The 25604-nt window shown below is 51.7% G+C and carries 19 protein-coding genes; 15 read left to right on the top strand and 4 right to left on the bottom strand.

Annotated elements, in window-relative coordinates:
- The first annotated feature begins 4 nt into the window (after positions 1–4).
- The 11 genes from yfhM (at position 5) to AB4H76_RS06800 (ending at position 16692) form a co-directional block, all read left to right on the top strand.
- The gene (yfhM, locus tag AB4H76_RS06750; RefSeq protein ID WP_000736290.1) at positions 5–4966 is read left to right on the top strand and encodes an alpha2-macroglobulin; all 4962 of its coding nucleotides are present in this window, start codon (positions 5–7) and stop codon (positions 4964–4966) included.
- The gene (gene pbpC / locus AB4H76_RS06755; RefSeq protein WP_001137675.1) at positions 4967–7279 is read left to right on the top strand and encodes a peptidoglycan glycosyltransferase PbpC; all 2313 of its coding nucleotides are present in this window, start codon (positions 4967–4969) and stop codon (positions 7277–7279) included. It begins immediately after the preceding gene.
- Between the two features lie 148 nt (positions 7280–7427).
- The gene (gene ndk, locus AB4H76_RS06760; RefSeq protein WP_000963837.1) at positions 7428–7859 is read left to right on the top strand and encodes a nucleoside-diphosphate kinase; all 432 of its coding nucleotides are present in this window, start codon (positions 7428–7430) and stop codon (positions 7857–7859) included.
- Positions 7860–8008: 149 nt separating this feature from the next.
- The gene (locus tag AB4H76_RS06765; protein WP_000003317.1) at positions 8009–9163 is read left to right on the top strand and encodes a bifunctional tRNA (adenosine(37)-C2)-methyltransferase TrmG/ribosomal RNA large subunit methyltransferase RlmN; all 1155 of its coding nucleotides are present in this window, start codon (positions 8009–8011) and stop codon (positions 9161–9163) included.
- A 284-nt stretch (positions 9164–9447) separates the two neighbouring features.
- A complete protein-coding gene (rodZ, locus tag AB4H76_RS06770) occupies positions 9448–10461 on the top strand; it encodes a cytoskeleton protein RodZ (protein WP_001090844.1) in 1014 nt (337 codons plus the stop codon).
- Positions 10462–10487: 26 nt separating this feature from the next.
- Positions 10488–11606: a flavodoxin-dependent (E)-4-hydroxy-3-methylbut-2-enyl-diphosphate synthase gene (gene ispG, locus AB4H76_RS06775; protein WP_000551818.1), complete on the top strand. Its 1119-nt coding sequence runs from the start codon at positions 10488–10490 to the stop codon at positions 11604–11606.
- Between the two features lie 110 nt (positions 11607–11716).
- Complete coding sequence (gene hisS / locus AB4H76_RS06780) at positions 11717–12991, top strand: histidine--tRNA ligase (RefSeq protein WP_001107167.1); 1275 nt, start codon at positions 11717–11719, stop codon at positions 12989–12991.
- A 17-nt stretch (positions 12992–13008) separates the two neighbouring features.
- Positions 13009–13629, top strand: a complete 621-nt coding sequence (gene yfgM, locus AB4H76_RS06785; protein WP_000409205.1) for an ancillary SecYEG translocon subunit YfgM — start codon at positions 13009–13011, stop codon at positions 13627–13629.
- Between the two features lie 10 nt (positions 13630–13639).
- The gene (gene bamB, locus AB4H76_RS06790) at positions 13640–14818 is read left to right on the top strand and encodes an outer membrane protein assembly factor BamB (RefSeq protein ID WP_001177048.1); all 1179 of its coding nucleotides are present in this window, start codon (positions 13640–13642) and stop codon (positions 14816–14818) included.
- Between the two features lie 117 nt (positions 14819–14935).
- Entirely contained in the window at positions 14936–16408 is a 1473-nt protein-coding gene (gene der / locus AB4H76_RS06795) for a ribosome biogenesis GTPase Der (protein ID WP_000249410.1), read from the top strand.
- Between the two features lie 68 nt (positions 16409–16476).
- Positions 16477–16692, top strand: coding sequence for a zinc ribbon domain-containing protein (locus AB4H76_RS06800; RefSeq protein ID WP_001300368.1), 216 nt, complete (start codon positions 16477–16479; stop codon positions 16690–16692).
- Here AB4H76_RS06800 and xseA read toward each other — a convergent pair.
- A complete protein-coding gene (gene xseA / locus AB4H76_RS06805; RefSeq protein ID WP_121689820.1) occupies positions 16689–18059 on the bottom strand; it encodes an exodeoxyribonuclease VII large subunit in 1371 nt (456 codons plus the stop codon). The two genes, AB4H76_RS06800 and xseA, sit on opposite strands and share 4 nt — an antisense overlap.
- 161 nt (positions 18060–18220) lie before the next feature.
- Between xseA and guaB the strand changes: the two genes are divergently transcribed.
- The gene (gene guaB / locus AB4H76_RS06810) at positions 18221–19687 is read left to right on the top strand and encodes an IMP dehydrogenase (protein ID WP_001299507.1); all 1467 of its coding nucleotides are present in this window, start codon (positions 18221–18223) and stop codon (positions 19685–19687) included.
- Positions 19688–19755: 68 nt separating this feature from the next.
- Positions 19756–21333, top strand: a complete 1578-nt coding sequence (guaA, locus tag AB4H76_RS06815; protein WP_000138282.1) for a glutamine-hydrolyzing GMP synthase — start codon at positions 19756–19758, stop codon at positions 21331–21333.
- 92 nt (positions 21334–21425) lie between these two features.
- Here guaA and AB4H76_RS06820 read toward each other — a convergent pair whose 3' ends face one another.
- From AB4H76_RS06820 to AB4H76_RS06830, 3 genes are all read right to left on the bottom strand, one after another.
- The gene (locus AB4H76_RS06820; protein WP_000755173.1) at positions 21426–21965 is read right to left on the bottom strand and encodes a DUF5384 family protein; all 540 of its coding nucleotides are present in this window, start codon (positions 21963–21965) and stop codon (positions 21426–21428) included.
- A 15-nt stretch (positions 21966–21980) separates the two neighbouring features.
- Positions 21981–22499, bottom strand: coding sequence for a glycine zipper 2TM domain-containing protein (locus tag AB4H76_RS06825; protein ID WP_001295476.1), 519 nt, complete (start codon positions 22497–22499; stop codon positions 21981–21983).
- Between the two features lie 310 nt (positions 22500–22809).
- Entirely contained in the window at positions 22810–23001 is a 192-nt protein-coding gene (locus AB4H76_RS06830) for a YfgG family protein (protein WP_000076001.1), read from the bottom strand.
- Positions 23002–23018: 17 nt separating this feature from the next.
- Between AB4H76_RS06830 and AB4H76_RS06835 the strand changes: the two genes are divergently transcribed.
- Positions 23019–23171: a hypothetical protein gene (locus tag AB4H76_RS06835; RefSeq protein ID WP_000017552.1), complete on the top strand. Its 153-nt coding sequence runs from the start codon at positions 23019–23021 to the stop codon at positions 23169–23171.
- Between the two features lie 181 nt (positions 23172–23352).
- The gene (pdeF, locus tag AB4H76_RS06840; protein WP_000772723.1) at positions 23353–25596 is read left to right on the top strand and encodes a cyclic-guanylate-specific phosphodiesterase PdeF; all 2244 of its coding nucleotides are present in this window, start codon (positions 23353–23355) and stop codon (positions 25594–25596) included.
- Positions 25597–25604 lie beyond the last annotated feature (8 nt).

Below are 25604 nucleotides of genomic sequence, written 5' to 3' on the forward strand. Positions count from 1 at the left end.
AAAAATGAAAAAGTTACGCGTAGCCGCCTGCATGCTAATGCTGGCGCTGGCAGGGTGCGACAACAACGATAACGCGCCAACAGCGGTGAAAAAAGATGCGCCTTCTGAAGTTACTAAAGCGGCCTCTTCAGAAAACGCGAGTTCAGCAAAACTCTCCGTGCCGGAGAGACAAAAACTGGCCCAACAGAGTGCCGGTAAGGTGCTGACATTGCTGGATCTCTCTGAAGTCCAACTTGATGGTGCAGCCACGCTGGTGCTGACGTTCTCCATCCCTCTCGACCCGGATCAGGATTTCTCACGCGTTATTCATGTCGTCGATAAAAAAAGCGGCAAAGTGGATGGTGCCTGGGAGCTGTCAGATAATCTTAAAGAGTTACGTTTACGCCACCTCGAACCGAAACGTGATTTGATCGTTACTATTGGCAAGGAGGTCAAAGCACTCAACAACGCAACCTTCAGTAAAGATTACGAAAAAACTATAACTACCCGCGACATCCAACCCAGCGTCGGTTTTGCCAGCCGTGGTTCGCTGCTGCCTGGCAAAGTCGTTGAAGGGCTGCCGGTAATGGCGCTCAACGTTAATAATGTCGATGTTAACTTCTTCCGCGTTAAGCCAGAATCTCTGCCAGCATTCATTAGCCAATGGGAATACCGCAATTCGCTGGCGAACTGGCAGTCAGACAAACTGCTGCAGATGGCGGATCTGGTCTACACCGGACGGTTTGATCTCAATCCTGCGCGTAACACCCGTGAAAAATTATTGCTGCCGCTGGGCGATATCAAACCGCTTCAGCAGGCGGGCGTGTATCTGGCTGTGATGAATCAGGCTGGACGTTACGATTACAGTAATCCCGCGACGCTGTTTACGTTAAGTGATATCGGCGTTTCAGCTCACCGTTATCACAATCGTCTGGATATCTTTACCCAAAGTCTGGAAAACGGCGCGGCCCAGCAAGGAATTGAAGTCTCTTTATTAAATGAGAAAGGGCAGACTCTGACTCAGGCAACCAGTGACGCTCAGGGGCATGTGCAGCTGGAAAATGATAAAAACGCGGCATTACTGTTGGCGCGTAAAGACGGTCAGACAACGCTACTCGATTTAAAACTTCCGGCGCTGGACTTAGCAGAATTTAACATTGCTGGCGCGCCAGGCTATAGCAAACAGTTTTTCATGTTTGGCCCACGCGATCTTTATCGCCCAGGTGAAACGGTAATCCTCAATGGTTTGCTGCGTGATGCAGACGGTAAAGCGTTGCCCAATCAACCCATCAAGTTAGACGTGATTAAACCCGATGGGCAGGTACTCAGGAGCGTCGTTAGTCAGCCGGAGAATGGCCTCTACCACTTTACCTGGCCACTCGATAGCAATGCGGCAACCGGTATGTGGCATATTCGCGCTAACACGGGCGATAATCAGTATCGGATGTGGGATTTCCACGTCGAAGATTTTATGCCAGAGCGCATGGCGCTGAATCTGACCGGTGAGAAAACCCCGCTAACGCCGAAAGATGAAGTGAAATTCTCCGTGGTGGGGTACTACCTGTATGGTGCACCTGCTAATGGTAATACTTTGCAAGGGCAACTTTTCCTGCGCCCACTGCGTGAAGCTGTGTCAGCCTTACCTGGTTTTGAATTCGGCGATATAGCTGCCGAAAATCTTTCCCGCACGCTGGATGAAGTTCAGTTGACGCTGGATGATAAAGGGCGCGGCGAAGTTTCTACAGAAAGCCAGTGGAAGGAAACGCATTCCCCATTACAGGTTATTTTCCAGGGTAGTTTGCTGGAATCGGGCGGTCGCCCGGTGACGCGCCGCGCTGAGCAGGCTATCTGGCCTGCCGATGCATTGCCGGGGATCCGTCCGCAGTTCGCCTCGAAATCGGTTTACGATTATCGTACTGACAGCACGGTGAAACAGCCCATTGTTGATGAAGGCAGTAACGCCGCTTTTGACATCGTTTATAGCGATGCGCAAGGCGTGAAAAAAGCCGTGTCGGGCTTGCAGGTGCGCCTGATTCGCGAACGCCGCGATTACTACTGGAACTGGTCAGAAGATGAAGGCTGGCAGTCACAGTTTGATCAAAAAGATCTGATCGAAAATGAACAAACTCTGGATCTGAAAGCGGACGAAACCGGCAAGGTCAGTTTTCCGGTAGAGTGGGGTGCTTATCGTCTGGAAGTCAAAGCGCCGAATGAAGCGGTCAGTAGTGTTCGTTTCTGGGCTGGCTATAGCTGGCAGGACAACAGCGACGGGAGCGGTGCCGTGCGACCCGACCGTGTCACGCTGAAACTGGATAAAGCCAGTTATCGCCCTGGCGATACCATTAAGTTGCATATTGCCGCGCCAACGGCGGGTAAAGGTTATGCGATGGTCGAGTCCAGTGAAGGGCCGCTGTGGTGGCAAGAGATTGATGTTCCGGCTCAAGGGCTGGATCTGACGATTCCGGTCGATAAAACCTGGAATCGTCATGATCTTTATTTGAGTACGCTGGTGGTGCGTCCTGGCGATAAATCTCGCTCCGCGACGCCAAAACGCGCGGTTGGGGTGTTGCATCTGCCGCTTGGTGATGAAAACCGTCGCCTCGATCTGGCGCTGGAAACACCAGCAAAAATGCGTCCCAATCAACCATTAACCGTGAAAATTAAAGCCAGCACTAAAAATGGCGAGAAGCCTAAACAGGTGAATGTGCTGGTGTCTGCCGTTGATAGTGGTGTGCTGAATATTACTGACTACGTCACGCCAGATCCGTGGCAGGCGTTCTTTGGTCAGAAACGCTATGGCGCAGACATTTACGATATTTACGGTCAGGTTATTGAAGGTCAGGGGCGTCTGGCAGCTCTGCGTTTCGGTGGCGATGGTGATGAGCTGAAACGTGGTGGTAAACCGCCGGTCAATCACGTCAATATTGTCGCGCAGCAGGCGCTGCCGGTAACGCTCAACGAACAGGGCGAAGGCTCGGTTACACTGCCGATTGGCGATTTTAACGGTGAATTGCGCGTCATGGCGCAAGCCTGGACGGCAGATGATTTCGGTAGCAACGAAAGCAAAGTGATAGTTGCCGCACCGGTGATTGCTGAACTGAACATGCCGCGCTTTATGGCGAGTGGCGATACCTCGCGTCTGACGCTGGATATCACTAATCTTACCGATAAACCGCAAAAACTGAACGTTGCCCTGACCGCCAGTGGTTTGCTTGAACTGGTCAGCGATTCACCCGCAGCCGTTGAATTAGCGCCAGGTGTGCGTACTACGCTGTTTATCCCGGTGCGAGCATTGCCGGGTTATGGCGATGGAGAAATTCAGGCCACCATTAGCGGGTTAGCGTTACCGGGTGAAACCGTTGCCGATCAGCATAAGCAGTGGAAAATCGGCGTCCGTCCGGCGTTCCCGGCACAAACGGTTAATTACGGTACGGCGTTACAGCCTGGTGAGACATGGGCGATTCCGGCGGATGGATTGCAAAACTTCTCGCCTGTTACGCTGGAAGGGCAATTGTTGTTGAGCGGCAAACCACCGCTGAACATCGCACGTTATATCAAAGAGTTAAAAGCGTATCCGTACGGCTGTCTTGAGCAAACCGCCAGCGGCCTGTTTCCGTCACTTTATACCAACGCAGCCCAACTGCAGGCGTTGGGCATCAAAGGCGACAGTGATGAGAAACGCCGTGCATCGGTCGATATCGGCATTTCCCGTTTGCTGCAAATGCAACGTGATAACGGCGGCTTTGCGCTGTGGGATAAAAACGGTGACGAAGAGTACTGGCTGACGGCTTACGTGATGGATTTCCTGGTCCGCGCAGGCGAACAGGGTTACAGCGTGCCGACAGACGCCATTAACCGGGGTAATGAGCGTCTGCTGCGCTATTTACAAGATCCGGGCATGATGTCGATCCCGTACGCGGATAATCTCAAAGCCAGTAAATTCGCCGTACAGTCTTACGCTGCGCTGGTGTTGGCCCGTCAGCAAAAGGCTCCGCTGGGTGCGCTGCGTGAAATCTGGGAGCATCGTGCAGATGCCGCTTCTGGTTTACCGCTGCTGCAACTTGGCGTTGCGCTGAAAACCATGGGTGATGCGACGCGTGGTGAAGAAGCGATTGCGCTGGCGCTGAAAACGCCGCGTAATAGTGATGAGCGGATATGGCTGGGTGATTACGGTAGTTCACTGCGCGACAACGCGTTAATGCTCTCCTTGCTGGAAGAAAATAAACTGCTACCCGATGAGCAGTACACTTTGCTGAACACACTTTCGCAGCAGGCGTTTGGTGAACGCTGGCTATCGACGCAGGAAAGTAACGCGTTGTTCCTGGCTGCCCGTACGATTCAGGATTTACCCGGTAAATGGCAGGCGCAAACCTCTTTCTCAGCTGAGCAGCTGACAGGCGAGAAAGCGCAAAACAGCAATCTGAATAGCGATCAACTTGTCACCTTGCAGGTGAGCAACAGTGGCGATCAGCCGTTATGGTTGCGTATGGATGCCAGCGGTTATCCGCAATCCGCACCTTTACCGGCGAACAATGTGCTGCAAATCGAGCGTCATATTCTTGGTACTGATGGTAAGAGCAAATCGCTGGACTCGTTACGTAGCGGCGATCTGGTGCTGGTGTGGTTGCAGGTAAAAGCCAGTAACAGCGTGCCGGATGCGTTAGTCGTGGATCTGCTGCCTGCGGGTCTGGAACTGGAAAACCAGAATCTGGCGAACGGTAGCGCCAGCCTGGAGCAAAGTGGTGGCGAAGTGCAGAACTTACTGAACCAGATGCAGCAGGCGAGCATTAAGCACATTGAGTTCCGTGACGATCGCTTTGTGGCGGCGGTTGCCGTTGATGAATACCAACCGGTAACGCTGGTGTATCTGGCGCGGGCGGTGACGCCGGGAACGTATCAGGTACCGCAACCGATGGTGGAATCAATGTATGTTCCCCAATGGCGGGCGACCGGCGCGGCTGAAGATCTGCTGATTGTCAGACCGTAAATGCCTCGCTTGTTAACCAAACGCGGCTGCTGGATAACGTTGGCAGCCGCGCCCTTTCTCCTTTTTCTTGCAGCGTGGGGAGCAGATAAACTCTGGCCTCTACCGCTGCATGAAGTCAATCCCGCACGAGTGGTCGTGGCGCAGGATGGTACGCCGCTCTGGCGCTTCGCCGATGCTGACGGCATCTGGCGTTATCCGGTAACAATCGAAGATGTTTCTCCACGTTACCTTGAAGCGCTGATCAATTATGAAGATCGCTGGTTCTGGAAGCATCCGGGGGTGAATCCATTCTCGGTGGCGCGCGCAGCATGGCAAGATCTCACTTCGGGACGGGTTATTTCCGGTGGCAGCACGCTCACTATGCAGGTTGCTCGTCTGCTTGATCCTCACCCCAAAACATTTGGCGGCAAAATTCGCCAGCTCTGGCGCGCGTTGCAACTGGAATGGCATCTGTCTAAGCGTGAAATTCTGACCTTGTATCTTAACCGCGCTCCGTTTGGCGGTACGTTGCAGGGGATCGGTGCGGCAAGTTGGGCTTATCTCGGAAAATCGCCTGCGAATTTAAGCTATTCCGAGGCGGCAATGCTGGCGGTTTTGCCGCAAGCGCCCAGCCGTCTTCGCCCGGATCGTTGGCCGGAGCGTGCCGAAGCCGCGCGTAATAAAGTGCTCGAACGGATGGCCGTGCAAGGTGTGTGGTCCCGTGAGCAGGTAAAAGAGTCAAGGGAAGAACCCATCTGGCTGGCCCCCCGACAAATGCCGCAACTGGCACCGCTGTTTTCGCGCATGATGCTCGGTAAAAGCAAAAGCGACAAAATCACTACTACGTTGGATGCCGGTCTTCAACGACGTCTGGAAGAACTGGCGCAAAACTGGAAAGGGCGGTTGCCACCGCGCAGCTCACTGGCGATGATCGTGGTTGATCATACCGATATGCGTGTTCGCGGCTGGGTGGGATCGGTTGATCTCAACGATGATTCACGCTTTGGTCATGTTGATATGGTCAATTCAATCCGATCGCCAGGATCAGTGCTCAAACCGTTTGTTTATGGTCTGGCGCTGGATGAAGGCTTGATCCACCCGGCATCACTGCTGCAAGACGTCCCCCGGCGCACCGGTGATTATCGACCAGGTAACTTTGATAGCGGTTTTCATGGCCCGATCAGCATGAGCGAGGCGCTGGTGCGCTCGCTGAACTTACCTGCTGTGCAGGTGCTGGAAGCCTATGGACCGAAACGGTTTGCGGCAAAGTTACGCAATGTTGGATTGCCGTTATATTTGCCCAACGGTGCTGCGCCGAATCTTTCACTCATTCTCGGCGGCGCTGGTGCAAAACTGGAAGATATGGCGGCAGCGTATACCGCGTTTGCTCGCCACGGCAAGGCAGGCAAATTGCGCTTACAGCCTGACGATCCGCTGCTTGAACGGCCTTTAATGTCGTCGGGGGCGGCGTGGATCATTCGCCGGATTATGGCTGATGAAGCGCAACCCTTGCCGGATAGTGCCTTGCCGCGCGTCGCCCCACTGGCATGGAAAACGGGCACCAGCTATGGCTATCGTGACGCCTGGGCGATTGGGGTTAACGCTCGCTATGTCATTGGGATCTGGACTGGCAGACCGGACGGCACGCCCGTTGTTGGTCAGTTTGGCTTTGCCAGTGCCGTACCATTGTTGAATCAGGTCAATAATATCTTACTGTCGCGCAGTGCGAATCTGCCGGAAGACCCGCGCCCGAACTCAGTCACTCGTGGCGTTATCTGCTGGCCGGGCGGACAGTCTTTGCCGGAAGGTGACGGTAACTGTCGCCGCCGCCTGGCAACCTGGCTGCTGGACGGGAGTCAGCCGCCAACTCTATTACTGCCGGAGCAGGAAGGCATTAATGGCATTCGTTTCCCCATCTGGCTGGATGAAAATGGCAAACGTGTTGCCGCTGATTGCCCGCAAGCGCGACAAGAAATGATAAATGTCTGGCCGCTACCGCTGGAACCCTGGCTGCCCGCATCAGAACGTCGCGCTGTGCGCTTACCACCGGCCTCGACAAGTTGCCCGCCATACGGTCACGATGCCCAGCTCCCGCTGCAGCTGACAGGCGTTCGCGATGGCGCGATTATTAAACGTTTACCGGGCGCAGCGGAAGCGACTTTGCCGTTGCAATCAAGTGGAGGGGCAGGTGAACGCTGGTGGTTTCTGAATGGCGAACCGTTAACTGAACGCGGGCGCAACGTGACCCTGCATTTGACGGATAAAGGTGATTATCAATTGCTGGTGATGGATGACGTGGGGCAAATCGCGACAGTGAAATTTGTCATGCAATAGTCTGTTTTGTCCCTGATTGTTGCTAAAACTCATTTTATTTTAAAAAAATGTTACCTTCATCAATAGTCAACGGCCCTGTTGCTCATTATAATCCGCGCCATCTCGTACGCTGGTACAGACAACAACAGAACAATTTACAGAGGTAAAAATGGCTATTGAACGTACTTTTTCCATCATCAAACCGAACGCGGTAGCAAAAAACGTCATTGGTAATATCTTTGCGCGCTTTGAAGCTGCAGGGTTCAAAATTGTTGGCACCAAAATGCTGCACCTGACCGTTGAACAGGCACGTGGCTTTTATGCTGAACACGATGGAAAACCGTTCTTTGATGGTCTGGTTGAATTCATGACCTCTGGCCCGATCGTGGTTTCCGTGCTGGAAGGTGAAAACGCCGTTCAGCGTCACCGCGATCTGCTGGGCGCGACCAATCCGGCAAACGCACTGGCTGGTACTCTGCGCGCTGATTACGCTGACAGCCTGACCGAAAACGGTACCCACGGTTCTGATTCCGTCGAATCTGCCGCTCGCGAAATCGCTTATTTCTTTGGCGAAGGCGAAGTGTGCCCGCGCACCCGTTAATAATTTCGTAAATGCCGCGTGCAAACGTGGCATCCGTGCGCCAGAATTTGTACAATGCAGCGCCCCCGGACGAGCAGCCGCTCACCGGGGCGTTTCTTTTTTCAACCCTCCAGGGGCCATAACGTGTAATAACGAGGCCGGAATAGCATATGTCTGAACAATTAGTCACACCTGAAAACGTCACCACGAAAGATGGAAAAATCAACCTGCTGGATCTCAACCGTCAGCAGATGCGGGAGTTTTTTAAAGATTTAGGTGAAAAACCCTTCCGCGCCGATCAGGTGATGAAGTGGATGTATCACTATTGCTGCGACAACTTTGATGAGATGACCGACATCAACAAAGTGTTGCGCGGCAAACTGAAAGAGGTGGCGGAAATCCGCGCACCGGAAGTGGTTGAAGAACAGCGTTCATCCGACGGCACCATTAAATGGGCGATCGCCGTTGGCGATCAGCGCGTCGAAACGGTGTATATCCCGGAAGACGACCGTGCCACGCTCTGCGTCTCTTCGCAGGTGGGGTGTGCGCTGGAGTGTAAATTCTGTTCCACCGCCCAGCAGGGCTTTAACCGCAACCTGCGGGTATCGGAAATTATTGGCCAGGTGTGGCGTGCGGCGAAAATCGTCGGCGCAGCAAAAGTCACCGGTCAGCGCCCAATCACTAACGTAGTGATGATGGGCATGGGCGAGCCGCTGCTCAACCTGAACAACGTCGTTCCGGCGATGGAAATCATGCTTGATGATTTCGGTTTTGGCCTGTCTAAACGTCGCGTCACGCTTTCTACTTCCGGTGTAGTTCCGGCGCTGGATAAACTGGGCGATATGATCGACGTTGCACTGGCAATTTCCCTGCACGCGCCGAACGACGAAATTCGTGACGAAATTGTGCCGATCAACAAAAAGTACAATATCGAAACGTTCCTTGCTGCGGTGCGCCGTTATCTGGAGAAATCCAACGCCAATCAAGGCCGAGTCACTATTGAATACGTGATGCTTGACCACGTTAACGACGGCACTGAACACGCTCACCAACTGGCGGAACTGCTGAAAGATACGCCGTGTAAGATCAACCTGATCCCGTGGAACCCGTTCCCGGGTGCGCCGTATGGACGCAGCTCGAACAGCCGTATCGACCGTTTCTCAAAAGTGCTGATGAGCTACGGTTTCACCACTATTGTGCGTAAAACGCGTGGTGATGATATCGATGCTGCCTGTGGTCAGTTGGCGGGCGATGTTATCGACCGTACGAAACGTACCCTGCGTAAACGGATGCAGGGTGAAGCCATCGACATTAAAGCGGTCTGATAGCCATTACGCCACGGTTACTTTATGTACCGTGGCGTAATGTTTTATGAATGAAGTATTAAGTTGCAATTGTCTGGTCAATATTAACGGTGCGTTTTTGCTGACTTTAAGGCAGTATGTAACGATGCAACAGTAAGTTAGCCTTAGTGAATGTGGGCTTTGTCACGAGCACACAGACGGTCTTATACTGTATGATAACGGTTAACTTAACGGATGTTTCGCGGTGTGGGTGAGCATGATGGTTCACCGGCATCTCAATTCTCATTTAAACGTACCTGCAGCGAATGAATACTGAAGCCACGCACGACCAAAATGAAGCACTTACTACCGGCGCTCGCCTGCGTAATGCTCGCGAACAACTAGGACTTAGTCAGCAGGCCGTTGCCGAGCGACTTTGCCTGAAGGTTTCCACGGTACGCGACATTGAAGAAGATAAGGCACCCGCCGATCTTGCTTCAACATTCCTGCGCGGATATATCCGCTCTTATGCGCGTCTGGTACATATTCCAGAAGAAGAACTGCTGCCAGGGCTGGAAAAGCAGGCTCCACTACGGGCTGCAAAAGTTGCGCCAATGCAGAGTTTTTCCCTCGGTAAACGCCGCAAAAAACGTGATGGCTGGCTGATGACCTTCACCTGGCTGGTGTTGTTTGTGGTTATCGGCCTGAGCGGTGCCTGGTGGTGGCAAGACCACAAAGCTCAGCAGGAAGAGATCACCACTATGGCCGATCAATCTTCGGCGGAACTGAGCAGTAATAGCGAGCAGGGGCAGAGTGTTCCGTTAAATACGTCGACAACTACAGACCCGGCTACAACGTCCACGCCGCCAGCGTCTGTGGATACTACCGCAACCAACACGCAAACACCTGCCGTAACTGCGCCAGCACCAGCTGTTGATCCGCAACAGAATGCGGTTGTTTCGCCTTCGCAGGCAAATGTTGATACCGCCGCGACCCCGGCACCAACGGCAGCAACAACGCCAGATGGTGCTGCGCCGTTGCCAACCGATCAGGCTGGCGTGACCACGCCGGTGGCTGATCCGAATGCGCTGGTGATGAACTTTACTGCCGATTGCTGGCTGGAGGTCACTGATGCTACCGGTAAAAAATTGTTTAGCGGTATGCAGCGTAAAGACGGTAATTTGAACTTAACCGGCCAGGCACCGTACAAACTGAAAATTGGTGCGCCAGCCGCAGTACAGATCCAGTATCAAGGGAAACCTGTCGATCTGAGTCGTTTTATCAGAACTAACCAGGTTGCGCGTCTGACCCTCAATGCCGAACAATCACCGGCGCAGTAACAGACGGGTAACGCGGGAGATTTTTCATGCATAACCAGGCTCCAATTCAACGTAGAAAATCAACACGTATTTACGTTGGGAATGTGCCGATTGGCGATGGTGCTCCCATCGCCGTACAGTCCATGACCAATACGCGTACGACAGATGTCGAAGCAACGGTCAATCAAATCAAGGCGCTGGAACGCGTTGGCGCTGATATCGTCCGTGTCTCCGTACCGACGATGGACGCGGCAGAAGCGTTCAAACTCATCAAACAGCGGGTTAACGTGCCGCTGGTGGCTGACATCCACTTCGACTATCGCATTGCGCTGAAAGTAGCGGAATACGGCGTCGATTGTCTGCGTATTAACCCTGGCAATATCGGTAATGAAGAGCGTATTCGCATGGTAGTTGACTGTGCGCGCGATAAAAACATTCCGATCCGCATTGGCGTTAACGCCGGATCGCTGGAAAAAGATCTGCAAGAAAAGTATGGCGAACCGACGCCGCAGGCGTTGCTGGAATCCGCCATGCGCCATGTTGATCATCTCGATCGCCTGAACTTCGATCAGTTCAAAGTCAGCGTGAAAGCGTCTGACGTCTTCCTCGCTGTTGAGTCTTATCGTTTGCTGGCAAAACAAATCGATCAGCCGCTGCATCTGGGGATCACCGAAGCGGGTGGCGCGCGCAGCGGGGCAGTAAAATCCGCCATTGGTTTAGGTCTGCTGCTGTCTGAAGGCATCGGCGACACGCTGCGCGTATCACTGGCGGCCGATCCGGTCGAAGAGATCAAAGTCGGTTTCGATATTTTGAAATCGCTGCGTATCCGTTCGCGAGGTATCAACTTCATCGCCTGTCCGACCTGTTCGCGTCAGGAGTTTGATGTTATCGGTACGGTTAACGCGCTGGAGCAACGCCTGGAAGATATCATCACTCCGATGGACGTTTCGATTATCGGCTGCGTGGTGAATGGCCCAGGTGAGGCGCTGGTTTCTACACTCGGCGTCACCGGCGGCAACAAGAAAAGCGGCCTCTATGAAGATGGCGTGCGCAAAGACCGTCTGGACAACAACGATATGATCGACCAGCTGGAAGCACGCATTCGTGCGAAAGCCAGTCAGCTGGACGAAGCGCGTCGAATTGACGTTCAGCAGGTCGAAAAATAATAACGTGATGGGAAGCGCCTCGCTTCCCGTGTATGATTGAACCCGCATGGCTCCCCAAACATTGAGGGAAGCGTTGAGGGTTCATTTTTATATTCAGAAAGAGAATAAACGTGGCAAAAAACATTCAAGCCATTCGCGGCATGAACGATTACCTGCCTGGCGAAACGGCCATCTGGCAGCGCATTGAAGGCACACTGAAAAACGTGCTCGGCAGCTACGGTTACAGTGAAATCCGCTTGCCGATTGTAGAGCAGACCCCGCTATTCAAACGTGCGATTGGTGAAGTCACCGACGTGGTTGAAAAAGAGATGTACACCTTTGAGGATCGCAATGGCGACAGCCTGACTCTGCGCCCTGAAGGGACGGCGGGCTGTGTACGCGCCGGCATCGAGCATGGTCTTCTGTACAATCAGGAACAGCGTCTGTGGTATATCGGGCCGATGTTCCGTCACGAGCGTCCGCAGAAAGGGCGTTATCGTCAGTTCCATCAGTTGGGCTGCGAAGTTTTCGGTCTGCAAGGTCCGGATATCGACGCTGAACTGATTATGCTCACCGCCCGCTGGTGGCGCGCGCTGGGTATTTCCGAACACGTAACTCTTGAGCTGAATTCTATCGGTTCGCTGGAAGCACGCGCCAATTACCGCGATGCGCTGGTGGCATTCCTTGAGCAGCATAAAGAAAAGCTGGACGAAGACTGCAAACGCCGCATGTACACTAACCCGCTGCGCGTGCTGGATTCAAAAAATCCGGAAGTGCAGGCGCTTCTCAACGACGCTCCGGCATTAGGTGATTATCTGGACGAGGAATCTCGTGAGCACTTTGCTGGTCTGTGCAAACTGCTTGAGAGCGCGGGGATCGCTTACACCGTAAACCAGCGTCTGGTGCGTGGTCTGGATTACTACAACCGTACCGTTTTCGAGTGGGTGACTAACAGTCTCGGCTCCCAGGGCACCGTGTGTGCAGGCGGTCGTTATGACGGTCTTGTGGAACAACTGGGCGGTCGTGCAACACCGGCTGTCGGTTTTGCGATGGGCCTCGAACGTCTTGTATTGTTAGTACAGGCCGTTAATCCGGAATTTAAAGCCGATCCTGTTGTCGATATATACCTGGTGGCTTCAGGTGCTGATACACAATCTGCGGCTATGGCATTAGCTGAGCGTCTGCGTGATGAATTACCGGGCGTGAAATTGATGACCAACCACGGCGGCGGCAACTTTAAGAAACAGTTTGCCCGTGCTGATAAATGGGGTGCCCGCGTTGCTGTGGTGCTGGGTGAGTCTGAAGTGGCTAACGGCACAGCAGTAGTGAAGGATTTGCGCTCTGGTGAGCAAACGGCAGTTGCGCAGGATAGCGTAGCCGCGCATTTGCGCACGTTACTGGGTTAAGGAAGGAGAAGGACAGCGTGGAAATTTACGAGAACGAAAACGACCAGGTAGAAGCGGTTAAACGCTTTTTTGCTGAAAATGGCAAAGCACTGGCTGTTGGGGTGATTTTGGGCGTTGGCGCACTGATTGGCTGGCGCTACTGGAACAGCCATCAGGTTGATTCTGCACGCTCCGCTTCTCTTGCCTATCAAAATGCGGTTACCGCAGTGAGCGAAGGCAAACCGGATAGCATCCCGGCGGCGGAAAAATTTGCTGCTGAAAATAAAAATACTTATGGTGCGCTGGCTTCTTTGGAACTTGCGCAGCAATTTGTTGACAAAAATGAACTAGAGAAAGCTGCCGCCCAGTTACAACAGGGGCTGGCAGACACGAGCGATGAAAATCTCAAAGCCGTGATAAATCTGCGTCTTGCTCGCGTTCAGGTACAGCTCAAGCAGGCTGATGCCGCGCTGAAAACCCTTGATACCATCAAAGGTGAAGGGTGGGCTGCCATTGTTGCCGACCTGCGTGGTGAAGCATTGCTGAGCAAAGGTGATAAGCAAGGTGCGCGTAGTGCATGGGAAGCAGGCGTGAAAAGCGATGTTACTCCGGCACTGAGCGAAATGATGCAGATGAAAATTAATAATTTGTCCATCTGAGAGGGACCCGATGCAATTGCGTAAATTACTGCTGCCAGGACTGCTTTCCGTTACCCTTTTAAGCGGCTGTTCGCTGTTTAACAGCGAAGAAGATGTGGTAAAGATGTCCCCATTGCCAACCGTTGAAAACCAGTTTACGCCGACCACGGCGTGGAGCACTTCCGTTGGTAGCGGTATTGGCAACTTCTATTCCAATCTTCATCCGGCACTGGCGGACAACGTTGTCTATGCAGCGGACCGCGCTGGTTTAGTAAAAGCGCTGAATGCGGATGATGGCAAAGAAATCTGGTCTGTCAGCCTGGCCGAGAAAGATGGCTGGTTCTCTAAAGAGCCTGCATTACTTTCTGGCGGTGTGACCGTGTCTGGTGGGCATGTCTACATTGGCAGCGAAAAGGCGCAGGTTTACGCGCTGAATACCAGCGATGGTACTGTGGCATGGCAAACTAAAGTCGCGGGTGAAGCACTTTCTCGCCCGGTGGTCAGCGACGGTCTGGTGTTAATCCACACCAGTAACGGTCAGTTACAAGCGCTGAACGAAGCTGACGGCGCTGTCAAATGGACAGTTAACCTCGATATGCCTTCGCTCTCTTTGCGTGGCGAGTCTGCGCCGGCAACGGCTTTTGGTGCGGCCGTCGTGGGTGGCGATAATGGTCGCGTCAGCGCAGTGCTGATGGAACAGGGCCAGATGATTTGGCAGCAGCGTATTTCCCAGGCGACCGGTTCTACCGAAATTGACCGTCTGAGCGATGTTGACACGACTCCCGTCGTTGTTAACGGCGTTGTTTTCGCGCTGGCCTATAATGGTAACCTGACGGCGCTTGATCTGCGCAGTGGTCAGATTATGTGGAAACGCGAACTGGGTTCGGTGAATGATTTCATCGTCGACGGCAATCGCATCTATCTGGTCGATCAAAATGACCGGGTGATGGCGTTGACCATTGATGGCGGCGTTACGCTGTGGACACAAAGCGATCTGTTGCATCGCCTGCTGACTTCTCCGGTGCTGTATAATGGCAACCTGGTGGTAGGTGACAGCGAAGGTTATCTGCACTGGATTAACGTCGAAGATGGTCGTTTCGTTGCCCAGCAAAAAGTTGATAGTTCCGGTTTCCAGACTGAACCGGTTGCCGCTGACGGCAAACTGCTGATCCAGGCAAAAGACGGAACCGTGTACTCTATTACACGTTAATCGTCTCTGTCGTTCACTTTGAAAACGGCTCCTGGACAGGGGCCGTTTTCCTGTTTTTAACAACGACGCGAATATAGCGTGCGTTGTCTGATGATTTATAAAAATGAGGCTTTAAACATGGTACCTGTGGTCGCGCTTGTCGGGCGCCCTAACGTAGGAAAATCCACGTTATTTAACCGTCTAACTCGCACCCGAGATGCGCTGGTTGCGGATTTCCCGGGTCTGACTCGTGACCGTAAGTACGGTCGTGCGGAAATTGAAGGCCGTGAGTTTATCTGTATTGATACCGGCGGGATTGATGGCACAGAAGACGGTGTAGAAACCCGCATGGCGGAACAGTCGCTGCTGGCGATTGAAGAAGCGGACGTCGTACTGTTTATGGTGGATGCGCGCGCGGGCCTGATGCCGGCAGATGAAGCGATTGCCAAACATCTGCGCTCCCGTGAAAAACCGACCTTCCTGGTGGCAAACAAAACTGACGGTCTGGATCCCGATCAGGCAGTGGTTGATTTCTACTCGCTTGGTTTAGGTGAAATCTACCCGATCGCCGCGTCTCACGGTCGTGGCGTATTAAGTCTGCTGGAGCATGTGCTGCTGCCGTGGATGGAAGATCTCGCACCGCAAGAGGAAGTCGACGAAGACGCTGAATACTGGGCGCAATTTGAAGCGGAAGAGAACGGCGAAGAAGAAGAGGAAGACGACTTCGACCCGCAAAGTCTGCCGATCAAACTGGCGATTGTGGGTCGTCCGAACGTAGGTAAGTCTACACTCACTAACCGTATTCTTGGTGAAGAGCGCGTTGTTGTTTATGACATGCCTGGTACGACGCGTGACAGTATCTACATTCCAATGGAACGCGATGGACGTGAGTATGTGCTCATTGACACCGCTGGCGTACGTAAACGCGGTAAAATCACCGATGCTGTAGAGAAATTCTCCGTAATCAAAACGTTGCAGGCCATTGAAGATGCCAACGTGGTGATGTTGGTGATTGATGCGCGCGAAGGTATTTCCGATCAGGATCTCTCGCTGCTGGGCTTTATTCTCAATAGTGGGCGCTCACTTGTCATTGTGGTGAATAAGTGGGATGGCCTGAGTCAGGAAGTGAAAGAGCAGGTGAAAGAAACGCTGGACTTCCGTCTGGGCTTTATCGATTTTGCTCGTGTGCACTTTATCTCTGCCTTGCACGGCAGTGGTGTTGGTAACTTGTTTGAATCAGTACGTGAAGCGTATGACAGCTCCACCCGTCGTGTGGGGACCTCTATGCTGACGCGCATCATGACGATGGCTGTTGAAGATCACCAACCGCCGCTTGTACGCGGTCGTCGTGTGAAGCTGAAATATGCCCACGCCGGTGGTTATAACCCGCCGATTGTGGTGATTCACGGTAATCAGGTGAAAGACCTGCCTGATTCCTACAAGCGTTACTTGATGAACTACTTCCGCAAATCGCTGGACGTAATGGGATCGCCGATTCGTATTCAGTTCAAAGAAGGGGAAAACCCGTATGCGAACAAGCGTAACACCCTGACGCCAACCCAGATGCGTAAACGTAAGCGTCTGATGAAGCACATCAAGAAAAATAAATAATTATCCGTAAGTATTTTATCTGCCATTCCCTCTATGAATGTAGAGGGGTGGCTACCGGAGGAATTCATATGGAACTGCATTGTCCACAATGTCAGCATGTGCTTGATCAGGATAACGGCCATGCGCATTGCCCATCCTGCGGGGAAGTTATTGAAATGAAAGCTCTTTGTCCAGACTGCCATCAACCGTTGCAGGTGTTAAAAGCCTGCGGTGCAGTAGATTACTTCTGTCAGCACGGGCATGGCTTGATATCGAAAAAACGCGTTGAATTCGTGCTGGCTTAATGAACCTTTTTACGCGATTTTTTTACCGGCTGGATGTTTTTTACTTCACTTTCTATCCAGCCGTCTTCCAGACGTGTGGTTAGCATTTCACCCGCTTTAACTTGCTTCACTTTTTTCAGTACATTGCCGTCAGTAGCAGTAGTAACGCTGTATCCACGCGCCAGCGTTGACAGTGGGCTTACGGCTTCGAGGTGCGTTACTGCATTACCGAAACGTTCACGCGTGGCGCTAAGCTGTGCGCGCAGGATTTCTGCTAAACGATATTCCAGTTGCTGAATGCGCGTTTGCGCGCGATGAATCTTCGGCTGTGGATTTTGCTGATTCAGCCGCTGTGTTAATCGCTGCTGCTGTTGCCCGGCACGCTTAAGCTGATTTTCCAGCGCAAAGCTCATCCGTTTTTTCAGGCGTTCAAGCATGGTTTGCTGGCGTGCCAGCCGGAGCTGCGGATGCTGCTGCTGCAAGCGATGATGAATCTGCGTAAAGCGACGCGTACGGTTGGCGAGATAATAATCCATCGCCATCTCCAGCCGTTGACGGGCCGATTGCACCTGGCGCAGTAACTCTTGCTGATTACGGCTTACTACTTCAGCGGCGGCAGACGGCGTTGGCGCACGCAGATCGGCAACAAAATCGGCAATGGTCACATCCGTCTCATGCCCGACGGCGCTGACGACCGGAATGCGGCTGGCAAAAATAGCCCGCGCTACGCGTTCGTCGTTAAAACTCCATAAATCTTCCAGCGAACCGCCGCCGCGCCCAACGATCAACACGTCGCACTCATTGCGCTGATTCGCCAGTTCAATGGCGCGAACAATTTGCCCCGGCGCGTCATCGCCCTGAACGGCGGTGGGGTAGATGATCACCGGTAGAGAAGGATCGCGACGTTTTAACACATGCAAAATATCATGTAGCGCAGCACCGGTTTTTGAGGTGATCACACCAACGCAATGCGCAGGGGAGGGAAGTGGTTTTTTGTATTGCTGATCGAACAAACCTTCAGCCTGCAACTTCGCTTTGAGCTGTTCGTACTTCTGTTGCAGCAGCCCTTCACCGGCCGGCTGCATACTCTCAACGATTATCTGGTAGTCGCCGCGCGGCTCGTAGAGCGTAATATTGGCGCGAACTAAAACTTGTTGCCCATGCTGTGGGCGGAAGGTCACCTGGCGGTTGCTGTTGCGGAACATCGCGCAGCGTACCTGGGCGGTGTCGTCTTTGAGTGTAAAGTACCAGTGACCGGAAGCCGGTTGTGTGAAATTAGAGATTTCGCCGCTGATCCAAACCTGTCCCATCTCATGCTCAAGCAGCAGACGAACCGTTTGATTCAGGCGACTAACGGTAAAAATTGCAGGGGATTGAGAAGGTAACATGTGAGCGAGATCAAATTCTAAATCAGCAGGTTATTCAGTCGATAGTAACCCGCCCTCCGGGGATAGCAAGCATTTTTTGCAAAAAGGGGTAGATGCAATCGGTTACGCTCTGTATAATGCCGCGGCAATATTTATTAACCACTCTGGTCGAGATATTGCCCATGCTACGTATCGCTAAAGAAGCTCTGACGTTTGACGACGTTCTCCTCGTTCCTGCTCATTCTACCGTTCTGCCGAATACTGCTGACCTCAGCACCCAGCTGACGAAAACTATTCGTCTGAATATCCCTATGCTTTCCGCAGCAATGGATACCGTAACGGAAGCGCGCCTGGCTATTGCTCTGGCTCAGGAAGGCGGTATCGGCTTTATCCACAAAAACATGTCCATTGAACGCCAGGCAGAAGAAGTTCGCCGTGTGAAAAAACACGAATCTGGTGTGGTGACTGATCCGCAGACTGTTCTGCCAACCACGACGCTGCGCGAAGTGAAAGAACTGACCGAGCGTAACGGTTTTGCGGGCTATCCGGTCGTTACCGAAGAAAACGAACTGGTGGGTATTATCACCGGTCGTGACGTGCGTTTTGTTACCGACCTGAACCAGCCGGTTAGCGTTTACATGACGCCGAAAGAGCGTCTGGTCACCGTGCGTGAAGGTGAAGCCCGTGAAGTGGTGCTGGCAAAAATGCACGAAAAACGCGTTGAAAAAGCGCTGGTGGTTGATGACGAATTCCACCTGATCGGCATGATCACCGTGAAAGATTTCCAGAAAGCGGAACGTAAACCGAACGCCTGTAAAGACGAGCAAGGCCGTCTGCGTGTTGGTGCTGCAGTTGGCGCAGGTGCGGGTAACGAAGAGCGTGTTGACGCGCTGGTTGCCGCTGGCGTTGACGTTCTGCTGATCGACTCCTCCCACGGTCACTCAGAAGGCGTTTTGCAGCGTATCCGTGAAACCCGTGCTAAATATCCGGATCTGCAAATCATCGGCGGCAACGTGGCAACAGCTGCAGGTGCACGCGCTTTGGCAGAAGCTGGTTGCAGCGCGGTTAAAGTCGGTATCGGCCCTGGTTCTATCTGTACTACTCGTATCGTTACTGGCGTAGGTGTTCCGCAGATCACTGCCGTTGCTGACGCAGTTGAAGCGCTGGAAGGCACAGGTATTCCGGTTATCGCAGATGGTGGTATTCGCTTCTCCGGCGACATCGCCAAAGCTATCGCCGCTGGCGCAAGCGCGGTAATGGTGGGTTCCATGCTGGCGGGTACTGAAGAATCTCCGGGTGAAATCGAACTCTACCAGGGCCGTTCTTACAAATCTTACCGTGGTATGGGTTCCCTGGGCGCGATGTCCAAAGGTTCCTCTGACCGTTATTTCCAGAGCGATAACGCTGCCGACAAACTGGTGCCGGAAGGTATCGAAGGTCGCGTAGCTTATAAAGGTCGCCTGAAAGAGATCATTCACCAGCAGATGGGTGGCCTGCGCTCCTGTATGGGCCTGACCGGCTGTGGTACTATCGACGAACTGCGTACTAAAGCGGAGTTTGTACGTATCAGCGGTGCGGGCATTCAGGAAAGCCACGTTCACGACGTGACCATTACTAAAGAGTCCCCGAACTACCGTCTGGGCTCCTGATTCTCTTCGCCCGACTTCATGTCGGGCGATTTATATTATCTGTTTCACTTGCCTCGGAATAAGCGTCAATGACGGAAAACATTCATAAGCATCGCATCCTCATTCTGGACTTCGGTTCCCAGTATACTCAACTGGTTGCGCGCCGCGTGCGTGAGCTGGGCGTTTACTGCGAACTGTGGGCGTGGGATGTGACAGAAGCACAAATTCGTGACTTCAATCCAAGCGGCATTATTCTTTCCGGCGGCCCGGAAAGTACTACTGAAGAAAACAGTCCGCGTGCGCCGCAGTATGTCTTTGAAGCAGGCGTACCGGTATTCGGCGTTTGCTATGGTATGCAGACCATGGCGATGCAGTTGGGCGGTCACGTTGAAGCCTCTAACGAACGTGAATTTGGCTACGCGCAGGTTGAAGTCGTAAACGACAGCGCACTGGTTCGCGGTATCGAAGATGCGCTGACCGCAGACGGTAAACCGCTGCTCGATGTCTGGATGAGCCACGGCGATAAAGTTACCGCTATCCCGTCCGACTTCGTCACCGTAGCCAGCACCGAAAGCTGCCCGTTTGCCATTATGGCTAACGAAGAAAAACGCTTCTATGGCGTACAGTTCCACCCGGAAGTGACTCACACCCGCCAGGGTATGCGCATGCTGGAGCGTTTTGTGCGTGATATCTGCCAGTGTGAAGCCCTGTGGACGCCAGCGAAAATTATCGACGATGCTGTAGCCCGCATCCGTGAGCAGGTAGGCGACGATAAAGTCATCCTCGGCCTCTCTGGTGGCGTGGATTCCTCCGTAACCGCAATGCTACTGCACCGCGCTATCGGTAAAAACCTGACTTGCGTATTCGTCGACAACGGCCTGCTGCGTCTCAACGAAGCAGAGCAGGTTCTGGATATGTTTGGCGATCACTTTGGTCTGAACATTGTTCACGTTCCGGCAGAAGATCGCTTCCTGTCAGCGCTGGCTGGCGAAAACGATCCGGAAGCAAAACGTAAAATCATCGGTCGCGTTTTCGTTGAAGTATTCGATGAAGAAGCGCTGAAACTGGAAGACGTGAAGTGGCTGGCGCAGGGCACCATCTACCCTGACGTTATCGAATCTGCGGCGTCTGCAACCGGTAAAGCACACGTCATCAAATCTCACCACAACGTGGGCGGCCTGCCGAAAGAGATGAAGATGGGCCTGGTTGAACCGCTGAAAGAGCTGTTCAAAGACGAAGTGCGTAAGATTGGTCTGGAGCTGGGCCTGCCGTACGACATGTTGTACCGTCACCCATTCCCGGGACCAGGCCTTGGCGTTCGTGTGCTGGGTGAAGTGAAGAAAGAGTACTGTGACCTGCTGCGCCGTGCTGACGCCATCTTCATTGAAGAACTGCGTAAAGCGGACCTGTACGACAAAGTCAGCCAGGCGTTCACTGTGTTCCTGCCGGTACGTTCCGTTGGCGTAATGGGCGATGGTCGTAAGTATGACTGGGTTGTCTCTCTGCGTGCTGTCGAAACCATCGACTTTATGACCGCACACTGGGCGCATCTGCCGTACGATTTCCTCGGTCGCGTTTCCAACCGCATTATCAATGAAGTGAACGGTATTTCCCGCGTGGTGTATGACATCAGCGGCAAGCCGCCAGCTACCATTGAGTGGGAATGATTTGACCCTGCACTATGAATGAACAAAACCCTCTGTTACTACAGAGGGTTTTTTATCTTCAAGAATTATAGGATTGAAGTTACTAACATCGATTAATTAAACCAGCTGTCCGATTTGTTCTCTTCTGCTTTGCCCACGCTTTTCATCAGATCGCGACCGCCTTCAGTCATATTTCTGTTGGCGTCAGCTTCAGATTGCACCACATCGGTTTGCGCAGCTTTGTGCTTCAGTTCCTGATCGATAAATTCGTTTTCTCGCTTAACGCGGGCTTCTTCTTTCGCCAGCGCCAGTTTTTGTTTCTGAATCTCTAAGCTGCGTAGCTCATCTTCATAACTTTGATCGCGTTTTTTGTCCGCAGAGGCTTCGGCGTCCAGTTTATCCTGACGAGCTTTCTTATTTGCCGCTGCCGTTGCCGCTCTTTTGTTAGCGGCGGCCTGGGCATTTGCGCGACGTTGCTTCTCTTGCTGGATTTCCCTGTTGCGCTCCGCGACCCATTCGTCATGCTGCCTTTGCTCTTCATTTTTACCTTGCTGTTCCGCTTCTGCGACAGCAGAGAGTTGATCCTGCAATGATGAGGCGATAGCCGGATAGCTTAAGGAGGCTAAGATGGCGCAAAGAAAAACTTTCTTCATGACTCCTCCTGATTATTAGCTCTTTTCAGGACATTTGGTATTTGGCTGAATACGCGTTTCGTTATACGTCGTGGTAATAACAACGGCTAAACCTGTCGTAAACTGGCACTCTTTACCCACCTGGGTAGAGGTATACACTTTGGTGCCTTCCTTATAGGTTAAAGAAACACCTTCCACTAAGGTTTTATCATTCACCATAGAACCCGCTGCCGCGCCTACAGCTCCGCCGCCAACTGCACCTGCCGTCGTTCCGGAATTGCTGCCAGACCCGACGTTGTGGCCGATAACACCGCCAGCGACTGCGCCAATAAGCGCGCCGAAGGCTTGTGCGTTCCGTTTATTTTGGGAGTTGTCTACGGCAACTTTTGCGGGAAGAATGGAAATAATATTAACGGTTTTAGTTTCTTGTTTGGTATTCAGTTGATCGGTTTGATAAACATCGGCAGCATGATCGTCAGCATTTGACTGGCATCCTGCCAGAGTGAATGACGCTAACATTGCCACAGGCAGAAGACATTTTTTAAATTTCATCACTATTCCTTGTTATACACATTACGAAAAATAAGACATTTAAGATCATCAAAAGAGGAAAGTAAATGTATTGCGTATAAAGGGATAGATTAAATTTATTAAAATTCACGCAGGGAATAATTTATAAAAATATATCATTACAACACATATATTAATTTTATATTTATTTCGCAGCCAAACAGGATAAACATCAGTCAGGATAAAGACGTAAAATTTAAGATGAAAGAATATCTGCCGCTTTGATAATCCCAAACAGCAAAAGCATCCGACAGCGAAGTGCCGTTATGTTCTGTGAAAGTGGAGAAGGTAACCGCTAACGTTGTACCGGTGATTCGACGGAGAGTGTGGATTGCTGAGCTTCTTTTTTGCTCTGATGGTGCTGCCAGGCACCGACGGACGAGTAGATAAAACGGCCAAAGAAGAAGATAAAGCTGATGAGCAGTACGATACGGGTCATGCGACTGTTAAATCGGTGTCGTTTTCGCATACTGGTTGCCTGACTCACAAAAGGTTCCTTGAAGTATGTCCCACGCTGTGGACGGTACTTACATTAAGGCACAACAGGACAAAATGGTCAATTCTTCGTTATGTAAAAAAGCGTCAGTGGATACATATTTTAATGTTATGGAAGTTAATTTAATTATTTACAATGATGATGTAATAATGATGAATTAACATAATAAACGTAATAATTCATTAATCAGGGTTATTTTGTTTGATATATATCAATTGGTACTTTCATATGACACTTAGAATCAATGCTCTCTATAGTGATGAATAATCATCATTCGAAGTCAGGTGGGATGCCTGTCTGAATACACCTCCTTCAGGATGTGGGGGATTCTGCTGAGCATCTATGAAACTGAATGCAACTTATATAAAAATACGTGATAAATGGTGGGGGCTTCCGCTGTTCCTGCCTTCTTTAATCTTGCCCATTTTCGCCCACATTAATACTTTCGCGCATATTTCTTCCGGTGAGGTTTTTCTCTTTTATCTGCCTCTGGCACTGATGATCAGCATGATGATGTTTTTCAGCTGGGCGGCATTGCCAGGGATCGCCTTAGGGATTTTTGTCCGCAAATATGCAGAGCTGGGTTTTTACGAAACGCTATCATTAACGGCTAATTTTATTATCATTATCATTCTCTGTTGGGGCGGTTACAGGGTCTTTACTCCCCGGCGTAACAACGTTTCACATGGTGATACCCGTTTAATTTCCCAGCGTATATTCTGGCAGATTGTGTTTCCTGCAACGCTGTTTCTGATACTTTTCCAGTTTGCTGCATTTGTAGGATTACTGGCGAGCAGAGAAAATCTGGTCGGTGTCATGCCTTTTAACCTCGGGACTTTAATCAATTATCAGGCCTTACTGGTGGGTAATCTGATCGGTGTCCCGCTGTGCTACTTCATCATTCGGGTAGTGCGAAATCCATTTTATTTACGTAGCTATTATTCGCAATTAAAACAGCAGGTTGATGCCAAAGTCACCAAAAAAGAGTTCGCGCTCTGGCTACTGGCATTAGGTGCTTTATTGTTGCTGTTATGCATGCCGTTAAATGAAAAAAGCACAATTTTTAGCACCAATTATACCTTGTCATTATTGCTGCCCCTGATGATGTGGGGAGCGATGCGCTATGGTTATAAGCTGATTTCGCTGCTCTGGGCGGTCGTGTTGATGATCAGCATCCACAGCTATCAAAATTACATTCCCATTTATCCTGGCTATACCACGCAGCTGGCCATAACCTCCTCCAGTTATCTGGTATTCTCTTTTATTGTCAATTATATGGCTGTACTGGCAACCCGTCAGAGAGCGGTAGTCAGACGCATTCAGCGGCTTGCGTATGTGGACCCGGTGGTTCATCTGCCAAATGTTCGCGCCCTGAATCGCGCGTTGCGTGATGCCCCCTGGTCTGCGCTTTGTTATTTACGCATCCCTGGCATGGAAATGCTGGTTAAGAACTATGGCATCATGCTGCGGATTCAATACAAGCAAAAACTTTCTCACTGGCTGTCACCCTTGCTGGAACCGGGTGAAGATGTTTATCAGCTTTCGGGTAACGATCTCGCGCTGCGACTGAATACAGAATCGCACCAGGAGCGCATTACCGCACTGGATAGCCATCTCAAGCAATTTCGTTTCTTTTGGGATGGCATGCCGATGCAACCGCAGATTGGCGTCAGTTACTGCTATGTGCGCTCGCCAGTGAATCATATCTACCTGCTGCTGGGAGAGCTAAATACGGTCGCCGAACTTTCCATCGTGACCAACGCCCCGGAAAATATGCAGCGTCGCGGGGCAATGTATTTGCAACGCGAATTGAAAGATAAAGTCGCGATGATGAATCGACTACAGCAGGCGCTGGAACACAACCATTTTTTCCTGATGGCCCAGCCGATTACCGGTATGCGTGGTGATGTTTACCATGAAATTCTTCTGCGCATGAAAGGTGAGAATGATGAACTGATCAGCCCCGATAGCTTCTTGCCGGTCGCGCACGAATTTGGTTTATCGTCGAGTATCGACATGTGGGTCATTGAGCATACGCTGCAATTTATGGCTGAAAACAGAGCGAAGATGCCCGCTCACCGTTTTGCTATTAATCTGTCTCCAACCTCGGTATGTCAGGCTCGTTTTCCTGTTGAAGTCAGTCAGTTGCTGGCTAAATATCAGATTGAAGCGTGGCAACTTATTTTTGAAGTCACCGAAAGTAATGCTCTGACCAATGTTAAGCAGGCGCAAATCACCTTGCAGCATCTTCAGGAATTAGGCTGCCAGATTGCGATTGATGATTTCGGCACCGGCTACGCCAGCTATGCGCGGCTTAAAAATGTGAATGCCGATCTGCTTAAAATTGACGGCAGTTTTATCCGCAATATTGTGTCAAATAGTCTGGATTATCAGATAGTGGCATCGATTTGCCACCTGGCGCGAATGAAGAAAATGCGGGTAGTGGCAGAGTACGTTGAAAACGAAGAGATCCGCGAGGCGGTGCTCTCTTTGGGGATCGATTATATGCAGGGTTATCTTATTGGTAAGCCGCAGCCGTTAATTGATACGTTGAATGAAATCGAACCCATTCGCGAAAGTGCCTGAATAATGCG

Source organism: Escherichia sp. UTM R2, from assembly GCF_048593455.1.
Taxonomy (GTDB): domain Bacteria; phylum Pseudomonadota; class Gammaproteobacteria; order Enterobacterales; family Enterobacteriaceae; genus Escherichia; species Escherichia coli.